Source organism: Erythrobacter epiphyticus (assembly GCF_034653295.1).
In the GTDB taxonomy this organism is placed as follows: Bacteria; Pseudomonadota; Alphaproteobacteria; order Sphingomonadales; family Sphingomonadaceae; genus Erythrobacter.
In genome coordinates this window covers 97356-122520 of sequence record NZ_JAYEEU010000008.1, presented here as the reverse complement: position 1 = coordinate 122520, position 25165 = coordinate 97356, and the positions used below count along the sequence as shown (strand labels likewise).

The 25165-nt window shown below is 62.7% G+C and carries 19 protein-coding genes and 1 tRNA gene; 13 read left to right on the top strand and 7 right to left on the bottom strand.

All coding sequences use genetic code 11. The annotated features are described in order from the left end of the window. Positions 1–68: 68 nt before the first annotated feature. Complete coding sequence (mobA, locus tag SOQ14_RS10140; RefSeq protein ID WP_322897986.1) at positions 69–686, top strand: molybdenum cofactor guanylyltransferase; 618 nt, start codon at positions 69–71, stop codon at positions 684–686. Then, complete coding sequence (locus SOQ14_RS10135; protein WP_322897985.1) at positions 677–2050, top strand: M24 family metallopeptidase; 1374 nt, start codon at positions 677–679, stop codon at positions 2048–2050. Before mobA ends, SOQ14_RS10135 begins: the two co-directional genes overlap by 10 nt. 22 nt (positions 2051–2072) lie before the next feature. Here SOQ14_RS10135 and SOQ14_RS10130 read toward each other — a convergent pair whose 3' ends face one another. Then, positions 2073–2777, bottom strand: coding sequence for a VIT1/CCC1 transporter family protein (locus tag SOQ14_RS10130; RefSeq protein WP_322897984.1), 705 nt, complete (start codon positions 2775–2777; stop codon positions 2073–2075). Positions 2778–3045: 268 nt separating this feature from the next. Between SOQ14_RS10130 and SOQ14_RS10125 the strand changes: the two genes are divergently transcribed. The 11 genes from SOQ14_RS10125 to SOQ14_RS10075 all read left to right on the top strand — a co-directional run bounded on the left by SOQ14_RS10125 (position 3046) and on the right by SOQ14_RS10075 (position 19613). After that, entirely contained in the window at positions 3046–4968 is a 1923-nt protein-coding gene (locus SOQ14_RS10125; protein ID WP_322897983.1) for a PKD domain-containing protein, read from the top strand. A gap of 208 nt (positions 4969–5176) precedes the next feature. Continuing rightward, on the top strand, positions 5177–5884 hold the full coding sequence (locus tag SOQ14_RS10120) for a response regulator transcription factor (RefSeq protein ID WP_322897982.1): 708 nt from the start codon (positions 5177–5179) through the stop codon (positions 5882–5884). Next, positions 5871–7010, top strand: a complete 1140-nt coding sequence (locus SOQ14_RS10115) for an ATP-binding protein (protein ID WP_322897981.1) — start codon at positions 5871–5873, stop codon at positions 7008–7010. Before SOQ14_RS10120 ends, SOQ14_RS10115 begins: the two co-directional genes overlap by 14 nt. 89 nt (positions 7011–7099) lie before the next feature. Beyond that, positions 7100–7684, top strand: a complete 585-nt coding sequence (locus tag SOQ14_RS10110) for a cytochrome b (protein WP_322897980.1) — start codon at positions 7100–7102, stop codon at positions 7682–7684. Further along, a complete protein-coding gene (locus tag SOQ14_RS10105; protein WP_322897979.1) occupies positions 7681–9711 on the top strand; it encodes a TonB-dependent receptor in 2031 nt (676 codons plus the stop codon). The genes SOQ14_RS10110 and SOQ14_RS10105 overlap by 4 nt, the downstream gene beginning before the upstream one ends. Positions 9712–10107: 396 nt before the next feature. Beyond that, a complete protein-coding gene (locus SOQ14_RS10100; protein WP_322897978.1) occupies positions 10108–10638 on the top strand; it encodes a methanogen output domain 1-containing protein in 531 nt (176 codons plus the stop codon). A gap of 13 nt (positions 10639–10651) precedes the next feature. Next, positions 10652–12751: an ATP-binding protein gene (locus tag SOQ14_RS10095; RefSeq protein WP_322897977.1), complete on the top strand. Its 2100-nt coding sequence runs from the start codon at positions 10652–10654 to the stop codon at positions 12749–12751. A gap of 194 nt (positions 12752–12945) precedes the next feature. Further along, entirely contained in the window at positions 12946–13482 is a 537-nt protein-coding gene (locus SOQ14_RS10090; RefSeq protein WP_322897976.1) for an RNA polymerase sigma factor, read from the top strand. Then, complete coding sequence (locus SOQ14_RS10085) at positions 13479–14519, top strand: FecR family protein (protein WP_322897975.1); 1041 nt, start codon at positions 13479–13481, stop codon at positions 14517–14519. The genes SOQ14_RS10090 and SOQ14_RS10085 overlap by 4 nt, the downstream gene beginning before the upstream one ends. A gap of 167 nt (positions 14520–14686) precedes the next feature. After that, positions 14687–17602, top strand: a complete 2916-nt coding sequence (locus tag SOQ14_RS10080) for a TonB-dependent receptor (RefSeq protein ID WP_322897974.1) — start codon at positions 14687–14689, stop codon at positions 17600–17602. Beyond that, positions 17589–19613 (top strand): prolyl oligopeptidase family serine peptidase, encoded by a 2025-nt coding sequence (locus tag SOQ14_RS10075; RefSeq protein ID WP_322897973.1) that lies wholly within the window; start codon positions 17589–17591, stop codon positions 19611–19613. Before SOQ14_RS10080 ends, SOQ14_RS10075 begins: the two co-directional genes overlap by 14 nt. 257 nt (positions 19614–19870) lie before the next feature. On the opposite strand, the gene SOQ14_RS10070 is transcribed toward SOQ14_RS10075, so the two are convergent. The 6 genes from SOQ14_RS10070 to aspS all read right to left on the bottom strand — a co-directional run bounded on the left by SOQ14_RS10070 (position 19871) and on the right by aspS (position 25139). Next, positions 19871–19947 (bottom strand) — tRNA-Met (locus SOQ14_RS10070). A gap of 99 nt (positions 19948–20046) precedes the next feature. Further along, positions 20047–20565, bottom strand: a complete 519-nt coding sequence (locus SOQ14_RS10065) for a 2'-5' RNA ligase family protein (RefSeq protein ID WP_322897972.1) — start codon at positions 20563–20565, stop codon at positions 20047–20049. Between the two features lie 36 nt (positions 20566–20601). Beyond that, on the bottom strand, positions 20602–21564 hold the full coding sequence (gene mltG / locus SOQ14_RS10060) for an endolytic transglycosylase MltG (protein ID WP_322897971.1): 963 nt from the start codon (positions 21562–21564) through the stop codon (positions 20602–20604). A gap of 7 nt (positions 21565–21571) precedes the next feature. Beyond that, positions 21572–22831 carry a beta-ketoacyl-ACP synthase II gene (fabF, locus tag SOQ14_RS10055; protein ID WP_322897970.1) on the bottom strand — a complete coding sequence of 420 codons (1260 nt, stop codon included), beginning with the start codon at positions 22829–22831 and terminating at the stop codon, positions 21572–21574. 168 nt (positions 22832–22999) lie between these two features. Then, a complete protein-coding gene (locus SOQ14_RS10050) occupies positions 23000–23236 on the bottom strand; it encodes an acyl carrier protein (RefSeq protein ID WP_160610148.1) in 237 nt (78 codons plus the stop codon). Between the two features lie 112 nt (positions 23237–23348). Further along, the gene (aspS, locus tag SOQ14_RS10045) at positions 23349–25139 is read right to left on the bottom strand and encodes an aspartate--tRNA ligase (RefSeq protein WP_322897969.1); all 1791 of its coding nucleotides are present in this window, start codon (positions 25137–25139) and stop codon (positions 23349–23351) included. Positions 25140–25165 lie beyond the last annotated feature (26 nt).

Sequence of the window (25165 nt, the reverse complement as noted above, 5' to 3'; positions counted from 1 at the left end):
ACACGAATTGGCGCGGGCTTGCACCACTTCAATTGACGCACCGCGCAGGGCGCCTAGTCTGGCGGGTGATGAGCCTTCCCGCCCCCCCTGCCATCGTCATTGCTGCCGGCGGCGATGGGCGGCGCATGGGCGGGGCAAAGCCGCTCCGCAGACTTGGCGGCGCGACGCTGCTTGATCACGCCTGCCAATGGGCGATGCGGCAATCGGGCACCTGCGCGATTGCGGTGCGCGCGCAGGATCAAATCCCGCCCGCAGGCCTGCCCCTGCTCATCGACGAACAGCCCGGCCTTGGCCCGGTGAGCGCCCTTGTCAGCGCGATGCGCTTTGCCCGCGACAATTCGTGCGAGGCGGTAATGCTGATCGGCTGCGATCAGCCCTTTCTGCCCGATGATCTGCTCGCCCGCTTGGCGGCTCGGATCGGCGATCACGCGGTTGCCATGCCGGTAAGCGGCGGCAAGGATCAGCCGCTTGCCAGCCTGTGGCGCATCCGAGAGAGCGAGGCGGCTGCGTTCATCGCCGAAGGCGGCCGTTCGCTGTGGCGGTTGGCCGACCGGCTTGGCGCGGTGCGGATCGCGTGGGACAGCGAGACCTCGTCCCGCGATCCTTTTGCCAATATCAATGATCCCGAAATCCTCGCGCGGCTTGCTGCTGCGCCTCATGACACAGGACACACTTCATGCGCTTGACTGGCCTTGCCCAACGGATCGGATGGCTCGGGAGCGTCGCGGCGATGGCGCTGGCAGCGCCGCTTGCCGCTGCCCCCGCCCTGCCGCTCAGCGACACGGAGGAAGCCGCGCCTGCCCTCCCCGCTGTTCTCCCGGCACGCGAACAGGCCGAACTGATCAACCGCATCCTGGCCGAACGGCTCGATACCATCATCCCGCGCATCATGCGCGAGGAAGGCGTTGATCTCTGGCTGTTGATGGCACGCGAATACTTCGAAGAACCGGTCGTCGCCACCATGCTCGATGCCGAAAACATGCATGCGCGCCGGCGGACGATCCTGATTTTCCACGATCCCGGCGAAGGCAAGCCGACCGAGCGGCTCACGGTCAGCCGCTACGGGCTCGGCGGCCTGTTTGCACCCGCATGGAAGCCCGAAGAACAGCCCGATCAATGGGCCGCGGTCGCCGATATCATCGCGGCGCGGAACCCGCGAAAGATCGCCGTCAACGTCTCCGATCTCAGCGCCTTTGGCGACGGAATGACAGTGAGCCAGTACAATCTGCTGCGCGCCGCGCTGCCGCCGGAATATCACCCGCGCATTGTCACCGGCGAACGGCTCGCGACCCGCTGGCTCGAAACCCGCACGCCAGCGGAAATGGCGATCTATCCCGGCATTGTCCGCATCGCCCATGCGATCATCGCCGAAGCCTTTTCGCGCAAGGTGATCACCCCGGGCGTGACCACCACGCAAGACGTGCAGTGGTGGTATCGCGACCGGCTGCGCACGCTGGGGCTGACCCCATGGTTCCATCCTTCAGTGACAATCCAGCGCGCAGGTGCCAAGGGGATGCGCGATGGCGCCACGGTGATCCAGCCGGGCGATCTGCTGTGGACGGATTTCGGGATCACCTATCTCCGGCTCAGCACCGATACCCAGCATCTCGCCTATGTGCTGAAGCCGGGCGAAACGGCAGCGCCCGCAGGCTTGCAGCGCGGGCTCGCCAACAGCAACCGGGTGCAGGATATCATGCGCGGCCACTTTGCCGTTGGGCGCAGCGGCAACGACGTGCTGGCACTGTCGCGCCGCGATGCGATGGCGGTAGGGATTGATCCGTCGATCTACAGCCACCCGATCGGTACGCATGGCCACGGCGCCGGACCTTCAATCGGGTTCTGGGACAATCAGAACCCCGAACCACGCGGCGCGGGGGCAATCTACCCCGATACGGCCTGGTCGATTGAGCTCACGACCTACAGCGCCGTGCCCGAATGGAACGGGCAGAGGGTCGATTTCCGCACCGAGGAAGACGCCTTTTTTGACGGGACAAGCGTGCGGTTCATTGATGGGCGGCAGACGGCGATCACCCTGATCCCGTCGGACTGATCGCGGGCGCGCGCTGCGCCAGTCAGACGCTGACCCCGAACAGCCGCCCCACCGCCGCAGTGGTCGCCATAGCAAAGACACCCCAGCCGACCACGCGCATGACGGCCGGGGTGAGCGGAGCCTCCCCCGCCTTGGCGCCCAGCGCGCCGAGGATGGCGAGCGCAAGCACCGACACGCCCACCACCGTGGCGATGATCGCGCTCGGCGGGGCCAGCCATGCGGCCACCAGCGGCACGGCGGCGGCGGCGCTGAACGTCGCCCCCGATGCCAGCGCGGCTTGCAGCGGGCGGGCGGCGAGATGCTCGGACAGGCCCAATTCGTCGCGGACATGGGCAGCGAGGGGATCTTGTGCGCTCAATTCGCGGGCGACCAGCGCCGCGGTTTCTTCACTCAGCCCGCGGGCGCGGTAGATCGCCGCCAGTTCGGCTTGCTCTTCCTCGGGCGTGTGCGCCAGCGCCTCCTGCTCGCGGCGGATATCGGCCTGCTCGGAATCGGACTGGCTGGAGACCGAGATATACTCACCCGCCGCCATCGACATCGCGCCCGCCATCAAGGCCGCCACCCCGGCAATCAGGGTAGCGCCCGGCTCCGGCGTTGCCGCAGCCACGCCGATGATAAGCGAGGAGACCGAGATGATCCCGTCATTGGCGCCCAGCACCGACGCGCGCAGCCAGCCGGTGCGGTGGACATAATGCGGATCATCGGGATGCGCGCTGGCCTGTGTCATGCTGGTGCCCTCCTGCCCCGGTTGATCAGCTTATGGCACAGCCGCACGGCGCTGCCAAAGGCCCTGTCGATCACGCGTGTCCCGGCCCTTTTGACGAGCGCCCAATCCGCCCCGACACGCCGGCAAAACACCAAAGTCATAGTGGTTCTATTTTTGTATTAGGACTTTTTTAAGTAGTCTAATGACATAAGATATATAGCATTTCTGCTACATAATGAGGGTCGCAATGTCTCATGAATCGGGTCGCTTCACGTTTACAGGTCTTGCCTTGTCCAGCCTTGCGCTTGTTTCCTGCGGGGGCGGAGGCGGCGACAATTCGCAGACGGTGACCGCGCCAGGCACGTCCACCTCGCAGGTCAATGCCGGGCCTGACATTGCGATCACGCTCCCCGATACCCGCGCGCGGCTTGCCGGTTCGGCGAGCGGTGACAAGCTGGTGTGGGAGCAGGTCAGCGGGCCCACCGCTGTCACCTTCCAATCGGCTGACCGGGCGGTGACCCAGGTGGCCGCGCGTACGCCCGGCACCTATGTGCTGCGCCTCTCGCGCGAAAGCTCCGCAAGCGGCGGTGCGGCCAGCGATACGATGACCCTCACCGTCAATCCCAATCCGGTGACCATCGGCGCGACCTCGACCCCGCTCGATCATCTGCGCAGCGAGATCAGACCGGTCTTCAAGGCCGGGCATACCTTGCTGCCGCTGACCTATTCGAGCTGCGCGGTATCCGCAAACGTTCAGGTCGAGATGATGCAGAACTGGGGCTACGCTGGCCAGTTCAATGACGGCGTGAACCTCGCCAGCAGTCCCGTCTTGCAGGAAATCCGCAACCGGCCTGGCACCTATCCGTTGGCCTTCTCACAGGCGAGCCTGTGGCGATTGTTCAACAATTACAACGGGGCGAGCGCGCAGCTTTTGCAGCCGCCGCCGGAAACCTACATCCGCGATACGAGTGGCAACATCATCATCGAAGATGGCCGCCCCATTGTCTCGCCAACCGCACCCGACAGCGTGTTCACCCAGATCGGACGCCAAATCGGCGACAAGGCGCGCGCGGTCGAGGATGCCACCGGCCAGCCCATTCGCCTTGTCGTCAACGAAGGCGAATATGGCCTGTGGCTGTCTGGCGGTCGGGACCCCGCGCAATTGTGGGGGCAGGATCCGCGCGTGATGGCCGATTATCAGGCTTCGGGGCAAACTCGCTGGCATGATTACATCTCCGCCGCCAAAGCGCGGCAGGAACGGCTGATCAAGGAAGGCATCTTCTCTCGTCTCGCGCGGGGGCGCCCGTTCTATTCGTGGTATCTCGAAGCCTATGGCCCCGAACGCGGGCGCTGGGCCGACTGGCGCAATGCCATGTTTATCTGGGAGCAGTTCCTCTCGCGCGATCGTGTGCCGCAGGTCTCGGACTATGGCTCACCCCAGATGTATTTCAACTATTTCAACTCCGGCTGGTCTGGGGTGCACCCGGGACAGGGCATTCCGCACGATGCGCTCACGCAGGCGCTGCGCGATATCGGGGGGACGATCGGGTTGGGCCAGAAGTATGTCTATCCCTGGGTCAGCCTCGGCTGGGAGCGCGGCAATCCCGCGACCTATGCCGCGCGCATTTCCGACGATGATCTCTTCCTCGGCATGATGAAGGCCTATTTCACCGCTGGCGCGATCGGGGCGGCCTCGGGCTATTTCACCTGCGAAGGCGCCCCATTCGAAGCGATGCGATCCAACCTCGCTGTCGGCACCACGCGGCCTGTACAGATCCGCAATGTGATCCAGCTCAGCAAGGCCTATGCCCTTTTCACGCACCTTGAGCCCTTCCTGCGTGACGGCGATCTGCTGCCGGGGCCGAATGATCACCCCTATAGCGCCGCGGGCTCGGGGGTGACCAAGGCGATGGAATTCCCCGCTGTGGGTGAAACCGCGCAGGTCCCGTGGGGCACGCGGACAGCCACCGTGCCGACCGCCCGCGTGCTGGCGCGCAAGATGCGCAATGCCGATCGCTGGCTTGTTACCGCCTGGGCCAACACGGGTTCGGATCGCAATATCCGGGTGACAATTGATCCGCGGCTCGGCGAACTCACCCTGAACGCACGCCGCGCGGGCTCGGTCTATATCGTCGAACTGGTGAACGGCACGGTGCGCACCACCCAGATGGATCCCAATCCCGACGATCCGACGGCGACCCTGTTCTCCTGACACGCAGTGCCGGGGCTGCGCAGGGCCCCGCGCCAGCGTGGCGGGCCTTCGCCGAGGTTTCCCTTCCCCGCGAAGGCCCGCAATCGGGACAGCGCTGCACCGCAACGGTCTTGCAATATATTGCTAGGAAGGCCCAACATTTGGGCGATATCGTCTCATTCACCTTCAGGTCTCATCCCGGAGTCCATCGCAAAGGCTGGTCGCATTGATGGGGAACGCAGCAAGCCCCTCGCTGTCCGGATATCGGATCCTGATTGTCGAGGACGAACCGGAAATTGCCGAGATCCTTTTCTCGTTTCTCACCCGGGAAGAGGCGCGCTGCATGGTGGTGCGCGATGGCGGTGCGGTGCGCGAAGCGCTGTGGCGCTGGCACCCGCAGCTGGTGCTGCTGGACATGAAGCTGCCCAAGCGCAACGGCTGGTCAGTGCTGGCGGATTTGCGCGAAACCCATCCCGATTTGCCGGTCATGGTGATCAGCGCGCTTGGTGATGATGTCGACAAGCTTTCCGGCTTCCGGCTGGGCTGCGATGATTATGTGGTCAAACCCTTCAACCCGCTCGAAATCGTGGCGCGGGCGAGTGTCCTGCTGCGACGTGGGCACGTGGCCGCGCCGATCATCGCGACAAGCCATGGCGCGCTGCGGATCGACCGCGGCGGCTTCCGCGCCTTCTATGGCGATCGTCTGCTTGATCTGACCCGGGTCGAATTCCTGCTGCTGGATGCGCTGGTCAATGTGCAGGGGCGCGTGGTGAGCCGCGGCTTCTTAATCGAGACCGCGTTAGACGGCGATGCGTTCGATCGCTCGGTCGATCCGCATATCAGCCGACTGCGGCAGAAACTGGCGAGCGTGGCCGGCGCGCAGGTCACGATTGCTGCCGTGCACGGCGAGGGATACCGGCTCGATGTGGTCGGCTAAGCGGATCAGCACCCGGATCACGCTGGGCGCCGTCGCCTTGAGCCTCGCGGCGGCAGTGATCGCCGCCTTCGCGCCGCATCTGGTCTATGCCGTGCGCGACGCGCTTTTTATCGCCAGCCTCGCTCCGCAAGACCAGACCAGCCTCGATACCCTGATCCGCACCGCCGGCCAATGCGCCCCGGTGGTGCGCGATTTCAAGCTGGCGCACGGCTTTGCTGCTTGGGAGATCAATTACCATGTCGCGCTTGCGGTGCTGATCGCCATCACCGCCGCAACCGGCGGGTGGTTCGCGCACCGGCTTGGCATGGCGATCGGGCAACCGATCGAACAGCTCGCCGCCTTTGCGCGCAAAACCGGATCGGGCGAACGCCAGCTCCCCGCGCCGCTCCGCCCCCATGCCGCCGACGAAGTGACAGCGCTGCATCGGGAACTCAGCCGGATGACCGAAGCCCTGCGCGCCGCCGATGCGGATCTCAAGTTCCGCTCCTCGGCGATTGCCCATGATCTGCGCACCCCGCTCACGATCATGCGCGGCCGGCTCGTGGGTCTGCAATCGGGCGTGTTCCAGCCCGACACACAGATCATCGCCGCGCTGTTGCGGCAGGTCGGGATGGTTGAGGAGCTGGTGGGTGATCTCGATCTGCTGACCAGTTCCAAGACCATGATCCTGCAACCCGAAAGCACCCGGATTGATCAGCTTGTCCACCATGTCATCGAAGGCCAGCGCGAAGAGCTGCACAAGGCCGGGATCGCGGTCGAGGTGGATACGCCGCCGCTGACTGCCAAGGTGGATGGCAACAAGCTTGCGCGGGCCATCAGCAATCTGCTCGACAATGCAGTGCGCTATGCCCCCGGATCGCGGCTGCGGATCGCCGCTTCGGCCGACGCAGGCGGCTTGCGCCTCCGCATCGCCGATGATGGGCCCGGCTGGCCGGAGGACGACCCCGCCGCCTTGCTCGATCCGTTTACGCGAGGGGAGACATCGCGTTCGCGCGCGACGGGCGGAGCTGGTCTGGGCTTGGCGATCGTCCACGCGATTGTCACCGCGCATCAGGGCGAAGTGACCCTGCTGCGCAATGACAAGGGCGGCGCGGTGGTGGAAATCCGGATTCCCGCAAATATCTGATTACAAATCGCTTCGCGGCAACCGATCCGCAATAATGTGGCACAAGATCGCAGCACTGACCCGCTTGTATCGCGCTCAAGGAGAGTGCGATGAAATTCTATTCTTTTGCGATGCGCGTCATGCACTGGAGCGCGGCCGTCATCATTATCGTCGCCCTTACACTCGGGGCGTTGCTGGGCTATGGCGTGATCGACGGGCGTTCCGATCTCGGCGGCGTGCTTTACGGCCTGCATATCTCGCTTGGCGTGATCGCGATCGTGATCATGGCCTTACGCCTGGTTGTCAGGCAGACCTCGAAGCGGCCCGCGGTCAAAGGCACGGTGGCGGCACGGCGCATTGCGGGCTCGGTCCATGGGGTGCTCTATGCGCTTGCGCTTGCCGTGCCTGTCCTCGGCTACGCGATGGACTTGGCCTATGGCGGGGTGCCGAGCGTGTTCGGGATCGCCATGCCCGATTTCGGTTGGCTTGCGCCGGCAGGAACGCAGCATCCGGCGGCGGAAACGCTCTACACCCTGCACAGCTATGGCGGGCATGTGCTGGCGTTCCTGATCCTCGCGCATATCGCCGCAGCGCTCTGGCGCACGGTGCGCGCCGCGCCCGGGGAGGTTGACGGGCTGCGCCGGATGATCGGCCCCGCCTCCAAGACCACTGACACCGCGCAGAGCCAGCCGTGAGCCTTGTTCTGATGCTGGGCATGGCAGCCGCCCAACCCGCGCAGCCGTCGCAGCCATCCGGGGAAGAATCCGTTGCCGCCACCAATGCGCCGGTGGCCCGCGCATTCGCAGCCGATTTCTTCGCGGCTTTTGCGCCGCGCACCGCATTTGACATGATCGCGCGCCTACCGGGCTTCACCTTGCAGGAAGGCGCATCGGTGCGCGGGCTTTCCGGCGGCGGCGGCAATGTCTTCGTCAATGGCGCACGGATCGCCACCAAGGATATCAGCCTTGAAGATTACCTGCGGCGGATCCCCGCAGCGGCTGTGCTGCGGATCGAGATTGTCGATGCCAGCACCATGGGGCTCGATGCCGCCGCTTTCCGGCAAGTCGCCAACGTGGTGTTGCAAGCCAAGGACGAGAGTTCAGGGGTGGCGACCTTGCGGATGCTGGCGACCCGGCCAGAAGACGTGGCCGCTCTCGGGCAGATTTCGTGGCAGGGGAGTCTTGCCGGGTTGCGGCTGACCGCAGACGGCGAATATGGCACCAACAACATCAGCCGGATGGAGGGGACGCAGTCCCTATCCGGTGCGCGCGCCAATGCCGATGGCCCGCTGCGCGAAAACCGCGTGAGCCGGATCGCAGCGGGCAATGTCTCGCTCGGCGGCACCCTCGGGCCGGTGACCGCAACCGCCAGCTATTCGCACCGCGAAAACCCTTTTCGCCGCAACGCCGATTTCTTTGCGCGCCCGCGCGATACGGCCCAGCCCGATTTTCTCTACGTTGAGAAATACCATTACCGCGATGAAAGCGATGAATTCTCGCTGATGGCGGATGCCACCTTCGGCCGACACAAGCTGAAGCTGGTCGGCCTGCGCTCGCGTGTGCGGCTCGACACTGTGTCGCTCGCCTCCACTGCGGTGCCCGATCGCCCGCTGGAAGGCAGCAGCTTCACACTGGCGCAGGTGCAGGACGAGACCATCGGCCGCCTCAACTGGAGCGCAGGCTTCACCTCTTTCGAGCCCAGTCTCGCCGTCGAAATCGCCAATAACACGCTGCGCGCTGACACGATCGCGGTGTCGCTGCGGCCGGGCGCCAACCCATCACAGCAGGACACCAATGTGGCCGAGCGCCGCGTCACGGTGGAAGCCGGGGCCGTGTGGAAGGCAAGCAGCCGGGTGAATTTCAACGCTGTTGTGGCGCGGGAAACGTCGCGCATCACGGTGACCCAGCCGACATCAGCGCGCAATAGTTATGCTTTCACGCGCGGGCGGTTCGTTGCCAATTTCGACCCGTCACCGATCCTGACCACCGCGCTGCAGTTTGAACGCACCGTGGGTCAGCTGAACTTCAATGATTTCGTGGGGGCGCAGCAGGTGTTCGACGGCACGGCCACGATCAGCAATGATCGGCTGCGGCCCTCCAGCACGAACAGTCTTGCCGTCAACATTGATTGGCGGCCGCGCTTTGGCGGCGGTCTCAATCTGCGGGTGTCGCGCAATTGGCTGAGCAATGTGGTCGACACCATTCCTCTCGGACAGAACCGGCAAGGCGTGGGCAATATTGATCAGGCCACCGAGTGGTTGATCGATCTGGGGCTGACGCTGCCCTTGAACGCGCTGTGGCGGGGCACCGAGCTCGCGATCAATGGCAATTGGCGCGAGACCCGCGTGACCGATCCCTTCAATGGGCAGAAGCGCGCGCTTCAGGGCGGAACCGGCCGACCGTTGCAAGTGGAGCTGCGCCGCGCAGCCAGCAGCTCAACCAATTACGGCATCACCTACACCGGCCGGTTCCGATCCTTGGCTTACCGACGCGAAGTCTTTCTCGACTATGTCGAAACCGACTCCTTCGGTGTCTATCTTGAACAAACGCTCGGCAAGCACCTCAAGCTGCGGCTGTCGGGGGAACGGATCGGCGGGCGCAGCATCGACCGCGACTTGTTCACATCAGGCGGGGTGCGCGGGGTCGATCCGGTGGTGCAGACCGAACGGCGGCGCCGTCCGGATTCGCCGTTGCTTCGGTTTCAGATCGAACGCACGTTCTGAGGGGCGCCGCGCTACGGCCGGGTCAGCGCGGGTGGCTCCTTCAAGCAGCGGGATGGCACGCAGCGTTTTGCAACGCATCGCCCGCTCTGCGAGCCAAAAGTCCTTGGGGCGCTCTTGATCAGGACGAAAAAGCAGGCCCAAAGTTTACCGACCGAATAGCTTGGCAAATGCGCTTTGGGCGATGGTTACACTGCCAATCGACAGTAAATTGGCAATCCATAACTTTAACCAATTTGCCACAATTGATTGCATAGCGTGAACCGTGTGCCCGTTGCTGAACTGACTCGCGCTGACTGCACTTGTCTGCTAACGTTTGATCGATACGCTGAGACTTCCTTGCTTATTTTGAGCGATCTGGAGCGAGCGCTCCAGCTAAAAAGGAAACACTCATTTCCAATGACCCAGCCCCTCCCCGCCCCCCCGCACGAACCCGTACATACCAAGGACGTCTTTCTGCGAACCGTTCTGCGCGAACTCACCGGCATTCTTGAACAGACTGTCGGCGAGCGCGAGGCGGAGGCTTACATCAATTACGTCGGGCTCGCCCTTGGTCGCGTAATCAACGCGACCTATCGCGAAGCCTTTTCAGTGCTCCACCTCGATCCGATGCAAGTGGCCGCGACACTGGTTGATCTCAAGGCGCGCATTGATGGCAAATTCACCATCGAGCACATGGACAGCGAGCGTATCGTGCTCGTCAACCAAGCCTGTCCGTTCGGCGAAAAGGTCATCGGGCGCCCGTCGCTTTGCCGCATGACGGCCAATGTCTTCGGCTACGTGACGGCCGAAAACCTCGGCTATGCGCGGGTCGAGATTCCGGAATCGATCGCTCGCGGCAATGCCGGCTGCCGGGTCGTGATCAACCTCACCAAAGGTGAAACGCCACCTGCCGCTTCGGAAACCGAATTTTTCGGCGCGGTTTCCTGAGCAGGCCGGTCTGATGTTCACCACCGGAGATAATGCTCCCCACGGCGAGGACGTGCCCTTCCACGTCCCGCTGTCGGTCTTTGCCGATCTCACGGCACAGGCCATGCTCCTGGTCGATCCGGTCAGCCAGCAGGCGCTGTTCGCCAGCGCCCGCGCGCAAACCCTCTTGCTGCCCAACGGCATAAAGCCACACCTGCCCGCGCCCTTGTCCGAACTGCTGGTGATGGAAGAGCAACTGAGCGATCAGATGCGTCTTGCGCTGATGACCAGCAGCCCCCTCAGCTTCGGGATCACCGGCCTCGTCGGGGGCGACCGCATCCTCGCCAAAGTCCAACGTTTCAGTTTCCATGGCGGTCCGCCGCTCCTGCTGATGTCGCTTCAGGACGAGCCCGAACTGGCACGGCGCTTCAAGAGCCTGAGCAACGAAATCCTCGCGCTCAATCAGGCGATTGCAAGACGCCTTGAAGTCGAACGCTCACTATCGCGCACGACGGCAGCACTGCGCCGCTCGCTGGCCATCGTGCGCGAACTGGCAGCAATCACCACCACGGATGGACAGCACCTTGCGCTGGCCAGTCAGGTCGTCACTGATGCGCTCGGGGGATCGGGCGCCGTCCTGCTGACCCAATCAGGTACCCATTTCCTATGTAGCGCAACAGCCGGGCGCGGGCTTGGCAATCTGCATTCGGGCGCGCACCTTACGGCCTTTTCACAGGCTGATATGCTGGATTGGGAGGAAGCGCCTGCCGATACCGGACAAGCCTTGATCGCGGCGCTGGAAGCAACCATCGGCGAAGCGCTCGACCCTGCGCGCACCTGCGTCATTCCCTGCACCAGCAGCGGCAAGCCGCGGGGCGTGCTGATTGTCTTGGCCGATGGTGCAGCGACTTTCGAAGAAATCACCACCTTTGAAATCGGCATTATTGGTGAAGCGCTCGGTAGCCTGCTGGCCCGCGGTGAAATGGAAGCGCAACTCAACCAGATTTCCAAGATGGAAGCCATCGGTCAGCTTACAGGCGGAATTGCGCATGATTTCAATAATCTGCTGACAGTTGTACTTGGCAATGCCGAGGCCTTGACGGATGAGCTTGGCAAGCACCCGGAGCTGCGGGAAATGGCCGAGATCGTGACCAACGCCGCGCTGCGCGGGGCCGAACTTACCAATCGCCTGCTCGCCTTTGCGCGCAAGCAAACGCTCAAGCCGCGGGTGATGGATGTCAGCCAGCTCGTTCAGGGGATGGATAGTCTGCTGCGCCGTACACTGCCTGAAAACATCGCGATCGAGATCGTGCGCGGCGGGGGCTTGTGGAAGACCGAAGTCGATCCCGGCCAGCTCGAATCCGCGATCCTCAATCTCGCGCTCAATGCCCGCGACGCGATGAAGGATGGCGGCGCACTGACGATTGAACTCGCCAATGCCGCATTGGATGATGATTATGTGGCGAGCGAGCCCGATCTCGCCCCGGGGCAATATGTGCTCATCGCCGTGACAGATACCGGCCACGGCATCCCCGGCGACATGCTGCAACAGGTTTTCCAGCCCTTCTTCACCACCAAGGATGTCGGCAAGGGCACGGGTCTCGGGCTAAGCATGGTCTATGGCTTCGTCAAACAATCGGGCGGCCATATCAGGGTCTATTCCGAAGTCGGCGAAGGGACATCGATCAAGCTCTACTTCCCGCGTTCGCTGGCGCAGGAGGATTCGCTCGCATTCGGCCAGACCAATCGCAGCGCCGCTGGCGGGAACGAGACCATCCTTGTGGTCGAGGATGATAATCTGGTGCGCCAGCATGTCGTCTCGCAGCTCAAGGCTTTTGGTTATCGCGTGTTCGAAGCTGCCAATGCGCAAGAGGCGCTCGAAATCCTCCACCAGATCGCCGATATTGATCTGCTGTTCACCGATGTGGTGATGCCGGGCGGTATGGGCGGGCGCGAATTGTCCGAAGCCGCGCGCGCCTTGCGGCCGCGCCTCAAGGTGCTGTTCACCTCGGGTTATACCGAAAATTCCATCGTGCATAACGGCAAGCTTGATCCCGGCATCGAGCTGCTGAGCAAGCCCTACCGGCGTGAACAGCTGGCGCTGAAACTGCGCAAGGTTCTGAGCGCCAAATAAGCGCAGCAATCATTCGCCATAAAAGCCAATACCCCTCCTGTCCTGTGCCGGGAACGGCCGCTGAGCCCGTGCTCTGCCTCGATTGCGCGCCGCGCCCATACCAACACAAGATTCTGAATTAAAATCATATTTTGAGAGGAATCTTGCTTGCAAGGGCTGGACCTGCGGCACACTGGCCGATAGCTAACCATCCGATGACAGCGGACATGCTCTACCGGCAGAATTTCGAGCGTCTCAAGCGATCATTGAGACGAACCCTGCGATGGTTGGGGCCTACCGAGGCCGAAGATCTGATCCATGATGCATTCCTGAGGATTTACGTGGCGGAACTTGGGCGCAAGACGGAGATGTCGCGTGCGCTTCTGAACGTTACAGCCCAGCGTCTGGCGCTGAACGCACTGCGCAACGCAACCCGTCGCGGAACCGACCTGATGGGGGAGATGGAGGTTCTGGGTGTTTCCTCCAGCGACGATCCCGAACATGGGATCGGCTTGCATCAGTTAGACGCCGCGCTGGACATCGCCATGGAAGAAATGCCGCCGCAGTGCCGTCGGGTTTTCCAACTCCGAAGGTTGGAAGAGAAGAGCCGCTCCGAAATTGCGGCGGAGCTTGGCATATCGATCAAGATGGTCGAAAGACATCTGACCAAAGCCATGAAGATTTGCCGCCGGGTGCTCACTTCCTATGGGTACTTGGATGTCCCGATAACTGCTACAAGGCCGAAGCGATGAGCACCATCATCCCGCTCCATGGCCCCCGTGATGCGGAAGACACCGCGGCCTATTGGGTGATGCGGCTTCATGATAATGATCTGACAGATGACGACCGGCACGCCTTGCATGTCTGGATCGACAGCGATCCCCGGCATGGCGCCTTGTTGGATAGCTACGCCCGAACATGGTCCCTGAGCCGTCTGTCCTTGAAAGCTGGCAGGAAGGCAACTGAAGCTGCGGACGCACCGCTCGGCCGTCGCCGATCTTTCGTGCTGGCAAGTGTCGCGGCGGCGTGCCTCGTTATCGCGATCGCATTTTTCGGGCCGCCGACGAGACATGGACAAGCCGACGGCAATGTCGTCGCCGCCAAATACGAAACGCGCCCGGGGCTCAGGAAGACCATCGCGCTTCCCGATGGCTCGTCAGCAACCCTTGCGCAGAGCTCGGTCCTCGACATCCGCTTCGAGAAAGCGCGGCGCTATCTCAAGCTGGATCGTGGCATCGCCGAGTTCGACGTGGCCCATGACCGGACGCGACCTTTCGATGTGGTGGCGGGCAAGCACATCGTTCGCGCCGTTGGCACGCGGTTTCGCGTCGCGCTCGAACCGTCGGGCGCGATCGCGGTTCGTGTGACGCAAGGCAAGGTCGTCATTCTCGACCGTGGCGCCAGACGGGTCGAAATCGCCGGGCTCTCCGCCGGACAGGCCGTTACCATCAATCAGGATCGGCTTGTGTTCACGACAATGCCGAACGCGGGGGGCGATGGCGGAACGCAACCGGTCGAGACACCCTCGATGCGCCCAGGCGGTCGTCCGCAAGGTGGGGCGCCGCTGACGTTTCACAATGAACGGCTGGACGTGATCGTCGCCTATCTCAACCGGCATTCCCGGCCGCTTATCCGGATCGCAGACGAAGGTCTCGGCGCGCGGCGGATTTCGGGCCATTACAGCGGGGGCGATCCCACCGCCTTCCTTGAAGCCGTGGCGGAAAGCGAACAGCTCGAGATCAACGAGGATGCGGATCAGACCCTGCTTCTCACAGCGCAGGGCCGCTGAAGGTCCACCCGGACCATGCGCGACCCGCCATCTGGCAGGCGCCGACAGACGGTTCTGCCAAGCGGGCGCTAGGAAAAGTTTTTTCGCAGCCAGGTGGGGCAGTGGCGCCCGTGGGGTGTCCATGTTGCAGCAGAAAAAATTCTGCGTGGCGTCGCGAAGGAAACTCTATGATCGTTGGCCTCAGGCTCGGCATCCTATTGGTGGGCGTCTCCGCTTCTGCAATCACCTGTGCGCCCCCTGTCGTCGCACAAGCTCCTGCAACGAGACAGTTCGATATTGCGGCGCAACCTGCCGAAAACGCCCTTGTGACATTCATGGAGCAGGCCGGCGTGGATATTGTCTATTCGCCCGGCACCGTCGCCGGCATTGAAACCAAGGCGGTTCGCGGGCGCTATGCGCCGCTGGCAGCGCTGGAGCTCATGCTGTCGGGCACGGGTTTGACCAGCCGTGTGACAGCGAGCGGCGGGATCGTAATCCGGCGTGAAGCGGGAAACGAAGACGGCAAGGGGGAGCAGGCTGACATCGCGCTCGACGAGATTGTGGTGACCGGCACCAACATCCGGGGTGCCAACCCGACATTGAACACATTTGTTATCAGCAGGGACGATATCGCCAAACGCGGTCATGCGTCGGTCGATGACGTGCTGCGAACCCTGCCCCAGAATTTCGCCAACACCACCCCCACCACAACCGGCATCTCCGCCGATAACCTGGCGTTCGGCTCGTCCCCCAATCTGCGCGGATTGGGCGCTGACTCGACGCTCGTCCTGCTCAACGGGCGGCGGATATCGGCCTCGGGCGGGAATTTCGGGGGCAGCATCGATGTCAGCGCGTTACCGGTGGGGGCGATCGAGCGGGTCGAGGTTCTCACCGATGGGGCTTCGGCGATCTACGGCGCCGATGCCGTGGGCGGCGTTGTCAACTTCGTGCTGCGCCAGAAGTTCAACGGGATGGAGACAAGCGTTCGCTACGGCTATGGCGGCGCCGGCCGGGGCAAGGCCGACGACATCACCATCAGTCAGGTGGTGGGAACATCGTGGCAGAGCGGCAATTTGCTGATCGCCGGTGATTATTCCCTGTCCCAGCGGATCGCCAGCCGGGCGGTTGGTATCACCACGGCAGACCTCCGGTCGCACGGCGGCAATGATTTCAGGGCCAGTGACGGCGGTCAACCGGGGCTCATCCGGCCGCTGAACAGCGACGGCCTTTTTGTCGACAGCATCGCCGGCAACCCGCCGTCCACCGTTGCAAGCGCGGTCGCGCCTCTCGGTCCGGGGCGCGCGTTGACGCTCGACGATATCATTCCTTCGCTATCGAGTGACGGGAACGCCGTGCCGCGAGACATCAGCCCGCGCCAACAACCTTTCAGCTTGTTTGCGACGTTGGAACAGGAACTGACCCCAACGATCAGGTTGTTCGCCGATGCGGCCTATGCGGAGCGGCGGGTCGATACTGTCGGGGATCGGAGGCTTGAGTCCGTCGATGTTCCGACCAGCAATCCCTTCTCGCCCTTTTCCGAACCCGTAAACGTCGCCTTTTCCCCTCTCAACGAATTCGGTCCGATCCGCCAACAGTCGCGGACGCGGCTGCTCAGCCTCACCGGCGGCCTCAAGGTGGATCTCAGGGGCGATTGGAAAGCTGATATCCTCGGATCACGCTCAACCGAAAAAGGCAGATTTGTTGACCTCAATGACGTCGATTCCAATGCCCTTCAGGATGCCGTCAACGACAGCAATCCGCTGACAGCCTACAATCCCTTCGGCGACGGAACCGGACAAAACCCCGCGACGCTGGATCGGATCCTGCGGGAACGCGTCCAACTTACCCGCACGTCGGTGACGACATTCAGCGCCAGCGCCAGTGGTAGTCTGTTGAGATTGCCCGCTGGCCCTGTGAAGCTTGCGCTCGGCGCAGAACACCGCGAGGAACGCCTCCGCACCTTCGATGCGATTGTCGATCAGGAGCCCGAGCGCACGGTCCGTGCCGCCTATTTCGAAACCTTGCTGCCGGTTCTCGGTGCAGGTGAGGATGGCGCAAAGCAACTGGCGCTCACCTTGAGCTTTGCCGGACGACTGGATGATTATTCCGACTTCGGCAGCGCCTTCAGTCCCAGGCTCAGCGCGGCACTTGTCCCGGTGGAGGGGCTGTCGATGAGAGCGAACTGGAACAAGTCATTTCGTGCACCGCAGCTCTTCGAAATTGCCGGGCGAGGATTTCAATCCAGCATCATCTTTCCCGATCTTCTGGCGCCCGGCGGGCCACGCAACGTTTCGGTGAATGTGATTGCAGGCGGCAACAGAAGCCTCAAGCCAGAACGCGCCGAAACCCTCTCGCTCGGGCTGAGCTACGAACCCGCCTTCCTGCCTGGCCTGTCGTTCGAGGGGAACTACTTCGATATTCAGTTCAATCAGCGCATAATCTCATTCAGACAGATTGAACTCGCCGAAATTGCCGAGCTCGAAGAAGCTGGCGGGCTCCCACCGGGTGTCGTCATCCGGGATGAAGACGGGAATCTCCAGACCTTGGATGGCGGTTTCTTCAACACCGCCAGCACTGACATGTCGGGGCTAGATTTCAGCGCAAGCTGGACATTTCCCGCCCTTTCCGGCGACGCCGTGCTGTCGGTCGCCGGAACAAAACTCTTCACGAAGCGCGAAAAACTCCTGCCAAGTTCACCGGTGGTCGATGTGATCGACACGTTGGGAGAACCCAACGATTTTCGCCTTCGTGGCGAGCTCGGTTGGTCTTCCGGCCCGTTCTCGTCCCATCTCGTCTTCAACCATACGAGCGCATACCAGAATCGATCAGTATCGATTGACCGTTTTACCTTGGATGTGATCCCGATTGATCAGCGGGTAAGCGCTTTCAATACGGTCGACCTGCAATTCAGCCTGACTTCCACCAGGCAGACGGGATTTCTTCGCGGAACCACAGCCCGATTAGGCGCTACCAATTTGTTCAACGCGAAACCGCCATTTGTGAACGATGGCCGCCGCCTCGGGCTTGATGCCGAACAGGCCGATATCCGCGGACGTGTCATTTATCTGCAGGTAACGAAGGGGTTCGGTCATGCAGCGCAGTAAACACACCCAGTGGCTCCTTGGCGGGACGATCCTTCTGGCCCTGATCGGCGGCGGAGCGGCTTGGTATCATCACCTCACCGGTTTCGACGGCCCAGAATATCCGGCCAGCGACGCGTGGGCGTCATTGCATACAGATGATCGCAACGCGATACAGACGGCCATCACCGAGGCGAAAGCAGAGCGTTCGCCCACGGGGGTCAGCTGGCTTGACGAGAGCTCGGTTGTTGTCGGCGAGAAGAACGGCAGCGATACGACTCTCACCCGGATCAACCTTGCGACAGGGGCGAAGGAGGCGCTGACAGCCGGGCGCAGCCCCGAGGTATCGCCGGACGGAAAACGCATCGCTTACGTTCACGATCGTCAAATCCGTATCTATGATCTGGCGTCGAGAACATCGCGCGACGCGGGGCGCATCGATACGGTGGGCGCCGTCAGCCAGTTCGTGTTTCCGATTCTGCCCAGCGACTACGCCTGGTCCAGCGACGGGGGCAAATTGGCGTTCGCACGGCCTCGCTTGAACGTCTTTGGCCTGCCGAATGGTGCCGAACTGCTTTTGTGGGAGGCGACCACCGGTCAATCCAGACGGTTGGCCACAATCGAAGGCGATGGCATTGGCGGTCTGTCATGGACTGCTGGCGACAACGAGGTGATGTTTGCGCGCGGCCCGCTTGATGCTGGCCCGGCAAGCATCAGTGCGGTTTCACTTCGCGGAACAATCCGGGCCATCAAGCCGATCCCGGGGGGCTCGCCGCAGGTCATCAGTCCCAGCGCCAGCCCGACGCAGTCCGGATTGCTGCACTTCAACTATGATCCGAGCCGTGAATCCATCAAATATACAAACGGCGCGCTGTCGGCGCTGGTCGTGGGCAATCGCCAAGCGCGGGTTGTCCAACCCGAACGTCTTGTCGGCCTAAGCTCCTTCGTCGACACGGCACAATGGAGCCGGAATGGCTCATTTGCCTGGACGTCGTGCTTCGATGGACCGTTTGATCGCGCCGTGTGCAGAATTTCCCCGGACGGAAAAGGCCGTCTCTTCGCGTCGAGCAGGATCGAGCGCTATGCCACCTTTGCCGTCGCACCGGACGGTCGACGGCTCGCCATTATCGCGCATGACCCGATGACGGGGACCGCATCGCTCAAGATCGGTGATCCGGAAAAGGGCAGCTTTGTCTATCTGCCACTTGATCGCGGCAAGGGCGCGGCCGAACCGCAATTCCGGAGCGAGGAAGTGCGCTGGACCGCACCCGATGGGCTCGCGCTTCGAGGAGTCTATATCCACCCGGAAAAACGCATCGGATCCGGGCCGCCGCCGATGATCGTCTATGTGCATGGTGGGCCCTATGGCGGCGTGTCGGTGACGGGCGAGTTGCTGAACGGTCCGGCGTCGGAGCTCGCCTTCTGGGCCAAGCGAGGATACGCGCAGTTCCTCCCCGATTATCGGGGCAATATGGCCTATGGAACGCGCCGTTTCTGGGACGCGATTGCCACCCATCGCTTCATGGGCGTTTTTGCCAGCGACATTCTCAGCGGCGTCGACGCGATGGTGGGGCGCGGTCTTGGCGATCGCGATCGGCTGGCGCTCGTGGGCCACAGCTGGGGCAGCGCGATTGCAAGCTGGATCGCTGGCAATGACCGCCGCTTCAAGGCTGTTGTGTCCAAGGAAGGATGGAACAGCTTTTACCCTGACGACATGGGAACCACCGACAGCGATGAAAACGACGAAGACATCTTGTTCGGTGGATCACCGAGCGAAGCGCCGGAAGCCTATGCGTTTAACTCGGCCATAACGAGAGCAGATCGTGTCAAAGCGCCGATCCTGTTGTTCAGCGCCGCGCCAAGAAAGGGCGGAGATTTTGACAAATTTTGCGATGGTATCAATCGCTCAAAAGGAAACTGTCGCCATTTCCGCTTTCCCAAAGAAGAGCATGTCTTCGGTAAGGAAGCCAGCATGCGCATCGTTTTCGCTGAAACTGCCCGCCTGTTTGCACGGCATGTTGCCAATTGGCGTTAGAGGCTGCGCGGACGCAGAAATCGCCCGCGTAATTGGCTGGACCGCCAAGCGGGTGGCGCAGGTTCGAGCCTGCTACGTGGACGAAGCCCGCGTCGTGGTCAGCATGGTGGACCGCATCGTGCGGGAAGGGTGACCGCTGCCCTTTCGCGGGACACGAAATCCGGCCTGATGCTGATCACCTTTTACAGGGTGTGTGTAAAAGGCTCCGGGGAGAACAAACCCGCATCGCCTTAAATGCCCGGATTTCCCGGGTTTTTTGGTAGCGGAGGAGGGACTCGAACCCCCGACACGCGGATTATGATTCCGCTGCTCTAACCGACTGAGCTACTCCGCCCCAAGGGCATCCGGCGTGCCATGACACCGGGATTCGCTGGTGGGCCATTCCGCCAAACGAGGCGCGCCTTTAAGCTGCACGGGCGCATGGGTCAACTCTTTACAGCACCGCGCGGCCGCGAAAGGCGCAACGCTTCACCAACGTCCACGGACCGCCCTGATAGAGATACAATTCGAGCGCCGGGAAGACAAAACGCCGCGGCGCGATGGTTGGGCCAAGCGCTGCCTGCAAGGCCCGCGCCTCGCGCTTCGTCACCTTGTTCTGGATGGTGATGTGCAGGCGCGGCTCGTGCAGATCCTGCGCGGTCAGACTACCACAGAAATGCTCGGCAATGATGGCCCGCAAATCCAGCAAGGGCGGGCTGGCCAGCGCGATCGCGGTGCCGGTGCCAAGATCCATCAGCCCGGTGATCTCGGCCTGCGGCGCGGCGAATTCGCCGACGACACGCGGCAGATAGGCAGACAGATCCTCCAGCAGCGAAGGCGCAAAGGCATGGAACAGCGTCACATGCGCGTGAAGATTATTGCGCTCGGGCGGATAGTGCGCACGGCGCAAGCCTTCTGCCCAGCCATGGATGTCGGGCGGGAGCGCGGCGGTGAGGATGAAGGGATGGGGCATGATTATTTGTGGTCGCGCGGCCGAACGCCCCAGCAGTCACATCTCGCCTCTTTCCCGGCGGATGGCATACCACTTGGCGACATTGGCATTGTGCTCGGCCAGCGTCGCCGCAAACCAGTGCCCGCCGGTGCCATCGGCCACCATGAACAGCGCATCAGTGTTCTCGGGATTGAGCACCGCCGCGATGCTCGCCCGGCCGGGATTGGTGATCGGCCCGACCGGCAGGCCTGCGCGGGTATAGGTGTTATAACCGTTGACGGCGGCGATCTCGGACTGGCGAATGCGGCGGCCCAAGGGCTTGCCCTTGGTGATCGGATAGATGATCGTCGGATCGGCTTGCAGCCGCATTCCCTGCTTCACGCGGTTGGAATAGAGCCCGGCGACCATGCGGCGTTCCTCGCTCTTGCCGGTTTCCTTCTCAACAATCGAAGCGAGGATCAGCGCCTCTTCGGGCGTGCTCACGGCAAGGCCGGGGCTGCGCTTCGCCCATTCCTCGGCCAAGGCCTGCTTCATCGCTGCCTGCATCCGCGCCACCAGCTTGGCACGCGGCTCTCCGCGTTCGAAGTTGTAGGTATCCGGCAGGATCGAGCCTTCGGGTGGCACCGGCACATCGCCCGTCAGCATGTCCTGCGCCATCACCCGTTCCCACACGAGGATCGAGGGCATGCCTTCGGGGATGGTGACAAAGCGCCGGATCACATCACCCGACTGGAAGGCTACCAGAATGTCGCCCTGGCTCATCCCCGGGGTCAGCAGGAATTCGCCCGCCTGGATCGGGGCGGCTGAGCCCAGCAGCCGCGCGCGCAGACGAAACCCTTCGGCCGAGGAAATCAGCCCTTCGGCTTCAAGCTTGTCAGCCACCTGCCCGAGTGAGGCGCCCGCGGGGATGGTGAAGCTCGTCTCCTCGGCAATGGTCGCGCGGCCCAGCAGCGTGCTGGCCGCGATCAGCCCGGCCACGAGCAGCGCGGCCAAGCCCAGCCACAAGACCCGCGCGCGCATCGCCCTGTCAGTCGATCTTCTGCATGATCAGCGAGGCATTGGTACCACCAAAGCCGAAGCTGTTGTTGAGCACGGCGCGCACGCTGCGCTTCTTGGCCTTGAGCGGCACCAGATCAATGCCTTCGGTGCCTTCGTCCGGATCGTGCAGGTTCAGCGTCGGCGGCACGATCTGATCGCGCATGGCGAGCAGACAGAAGATCGCCTCAACCGCACCGGCACCGCCGAGCAAATGGCCGATCGCGCTCTTGGTCGAGGACATCGAGGCACCCGAAAGCCCCTCACCCAGCACGCGCTTGATCGCGGCGAGTTCGATGGTGTCGGCCATGGTCGAAGTGCCGTGGGCATTGATGTAATCAATATCGCCCGGCCCGAGCCCGGCCTTGCGCAAGGCCATGCGCATTGCCAGTTCCGCGCCCTTGCCTTCGGGGTGCGGCGCGGTGACATGATAGGCATCGCCCGACAGGCCATAGCCGGTCACTTCGCCATAGATCTTGGCGCCGCGCGCCTTGGCGCGTTCATATTCTTCCAGCACCACAACGCCCGCGCCCTCGCCCATGACAAAGCCATCACGGCCGCGATCATAGGGACGGCTGGCCTCGGTCGGGCGATCATTCATGCTCATATTGAGCGCACGCGCCTGTGCGAACCCGGCAATGCCGAGCGGATTGACGGTGCTTTCCGCCCCGCCCGCCAGCATCACATCGGCATCGTCCATCGCGATCATCCGTGCAGCATCGCCAATCGAATGTGCGCCGGTGGAGCACGCCGTCACCACGGCGTGGTTTGGCCCCATGAAGCCGTACTTGATCTGCACCTGACCGGTGATGAGATTGATCAGGCGGCCATGCACGAAGTGCGGGCTGACCCGGCCGGGGCCGCGTTCGTGGAGATTGACGCTTTCGAGCTCGATCCCGGGCAAGCCGCCAATGCCCGAACCGATCGAGCAGCCGGTGCGCTCTTTCTCGGCCTGGGTCATATCGGTGAGGCCAGCATCCTCGAGCGCCTGACCAGCCGCATCAATGCCATAGACGATGAAAGGATCGACCTGCCGCTGGATCTTGTGATCCACGCGCTTGTCGGGATCAAAACCCCACGGGTGATCCTTGTCCTTCACCTCGCAGGCGATGGTGCATTTCTGGTTCGAGGCATCGAAACGGGTGATCGGCCCCGCCCCGCTCTCCCCCGCGATCAGGTTTGCCCAAGTCGTCTCGACATCGCCCCCCAAGGGGGTGACAAGACCAAGCCCGGTTACAACCACACGGCGCATCACACTCACTCCGAAAAAACAACAGGCCCAACCCGGATGGGCTGAGCCTGTCGAAGCCCTTGGTCACAGGCCCTTGGCGGTAGGCCCCACACTGCCGCGGCGGGTGCCCCGTCGCCAGCAAGGCGGCCCTGCCTTGGCAAGGGCCGAAAGGGGCCAGTCCGGGGCCGCTTAGCCCTTATGCTCTTCGATATACTTGGTCGCGTCACCAACGGTGGTGATCTTCTCGGCCGCATCATCGGGGATTTCGACGCCGAATTCCTCTTCGAAGGCCATCACCAGCTCGACGATATCGAGGCTGTCCGCGCCCAGATCATCAATGAAGCTGGCTTCCTGGGTGACCTTGTCAGCTTCGACGCCGAGATGCTCGACGACAATCTTCTGCACGCGCTCGGCAGTATCGCTCATATGTTTCCCTCTTGGACTGGGGGTTAAGAAATCTCGTTCGCCCTAATCAAGCCTGCGACGGAGCGCAAGTGCCGATCACCGCTTGGCAATCCGGCCCTGCCGCAGCGTCATGCTATTCCCCGGCTTTTTTGGGCGGCTCGACAACGCGCAGGTGCAATTCGCGCAGCTGGCGCGGTTCGGAAAGGCTCGGCGCACCCATCAGCAAATCCTCGGCGCGTTGGTTCATCGGGAAGAGCGAGATTTCGCGCAGGTTCTTCACCCCGCACAGCAGCATCACGATGCGATCGACCCCGGCGGCCATCCCGCCATGCGGCGGCGCGCCATACTGGAAGGCGCGATACATGCCGCCAAACCGCTCTTCGACATCCGCCTGCGAAAGCCCGGTGATCTCGAAGGCCTTGACCATCGTTTCCGGCTTGTGATTGCGGATCGATCCGCTGGCGATTTCATAGCCATTGCAGACCAGATCGTACTGGAACGCCTTGATGGTGAGCGGGTCTTGCCCGTTCAGCGCCTCAATCCCGCCCTGCGGCATCGAGAACGGGTTGTGGCTGAAATCGACCTTCTTCTCGTCCTCGTTCCATTCATAGAACGGGAAATCGACGATCCATGCGAGCGCGAACGCGTCCTCGTCGATCAGGCCCAATTCCTCGCCCACGCGGATGCGCGCGGCACCGGCGAGCTTGGCGGCTTCGGCTTCCTTGCCGGCGGCGAAGAACAAGCCGTCATTCTCGCCAAGGCCGAGCGCAGCATAAAGCTCGGCCATGCGCTCGGGGCCGTGGTTCTTGGCAATCGGCCCGCCGAATTCGCCGCCCTTGCGAGTGACATAGCCGAGGCCGGCATAGCCTTCCTTGCGCGCCCAATCGTTCATGTCGTCGAAGAACTTGCGGCTCTTCTCGTGGGTGGCGGGCGCAGGGATCGCGCGCACCACGCCGCCCGAACCCACGATCTTGTAGAACAGACCAAAGCCTGACTGGGTGAAATGGGCTGACACATCGCTGATGATCAGCGGGTTGCGCAGATCGGGCTTGTCCGAGCCATATTTCAGCATCGCCTCGTCATAGGGGATGCGCGGGAATTCCCCGGCTGGCGTCACCTTCTTGTCGCCCGCAAAGGCGGCGAAAGTGCCCTGGATCACCGGCTCCATCGTTTCCCAGACTTCTTCCTGCGTGACGAAGCTCATTTCGAGGTCGAGCTGGTAGAATTCGCCCGGCAGGCGATCGGCGCGCGGGTCTTCATCGCGGAAGCAGGGGGCGATCTGGAAATAGCGATCGAAACCCGCAACCATCAGCAGCTGCTTGTACTGCTGCGGCGCCTGCGGGAGCGCGTAGAACTTGCCCGCATGGATGCGGCTCGGCACGAGGAAATCGCGCGCGCCTTCGGGGCTTGAAGCGGTGAGGATCGGGGTCGAGAATTCGTTGAAGCCTGCCGCCGTCATCCGCGCGCGCATATCGGCGATGATCGCGACGCGCTTCATGATGTTGGCGTGGAGCGTTTCGCGCCGCAGATCGAGGAAGCGGTATTTGAGGCGAATGTCCTCGGGGTATTCCTGCTCGCCCGCCACCGGCAGCGGCAGCTCTTCGGCGGCGCTTTGCACGGTCACGCTGCGGGCGAAAACTTCAATCGCGCCGGTCGCGAGATTGGCGTTCACGGTTTCTGCCGCCCGCGCCTTCACCTCGCCCTCAATCGTCACCACGCTTTCGGCGCGCAGCGAATCAAGCACCGGCAGCGCCGGGCTGTCGCTGTCCGCGACGATCTGGGTGATGCCGTAATGATCGCGCAAATCGACGAACAGAACGCCGCCATGATCGCGCTTGCGGTGGATCCAGCCCGACAGACGAACTGTCTGGCCAACCTCGCTTGCAGAAAGCTGTGCGCAAGTATGGGTTCTGTAGGGGTGCATCTAAACTCTTGTCCTGTTGGCGGCTA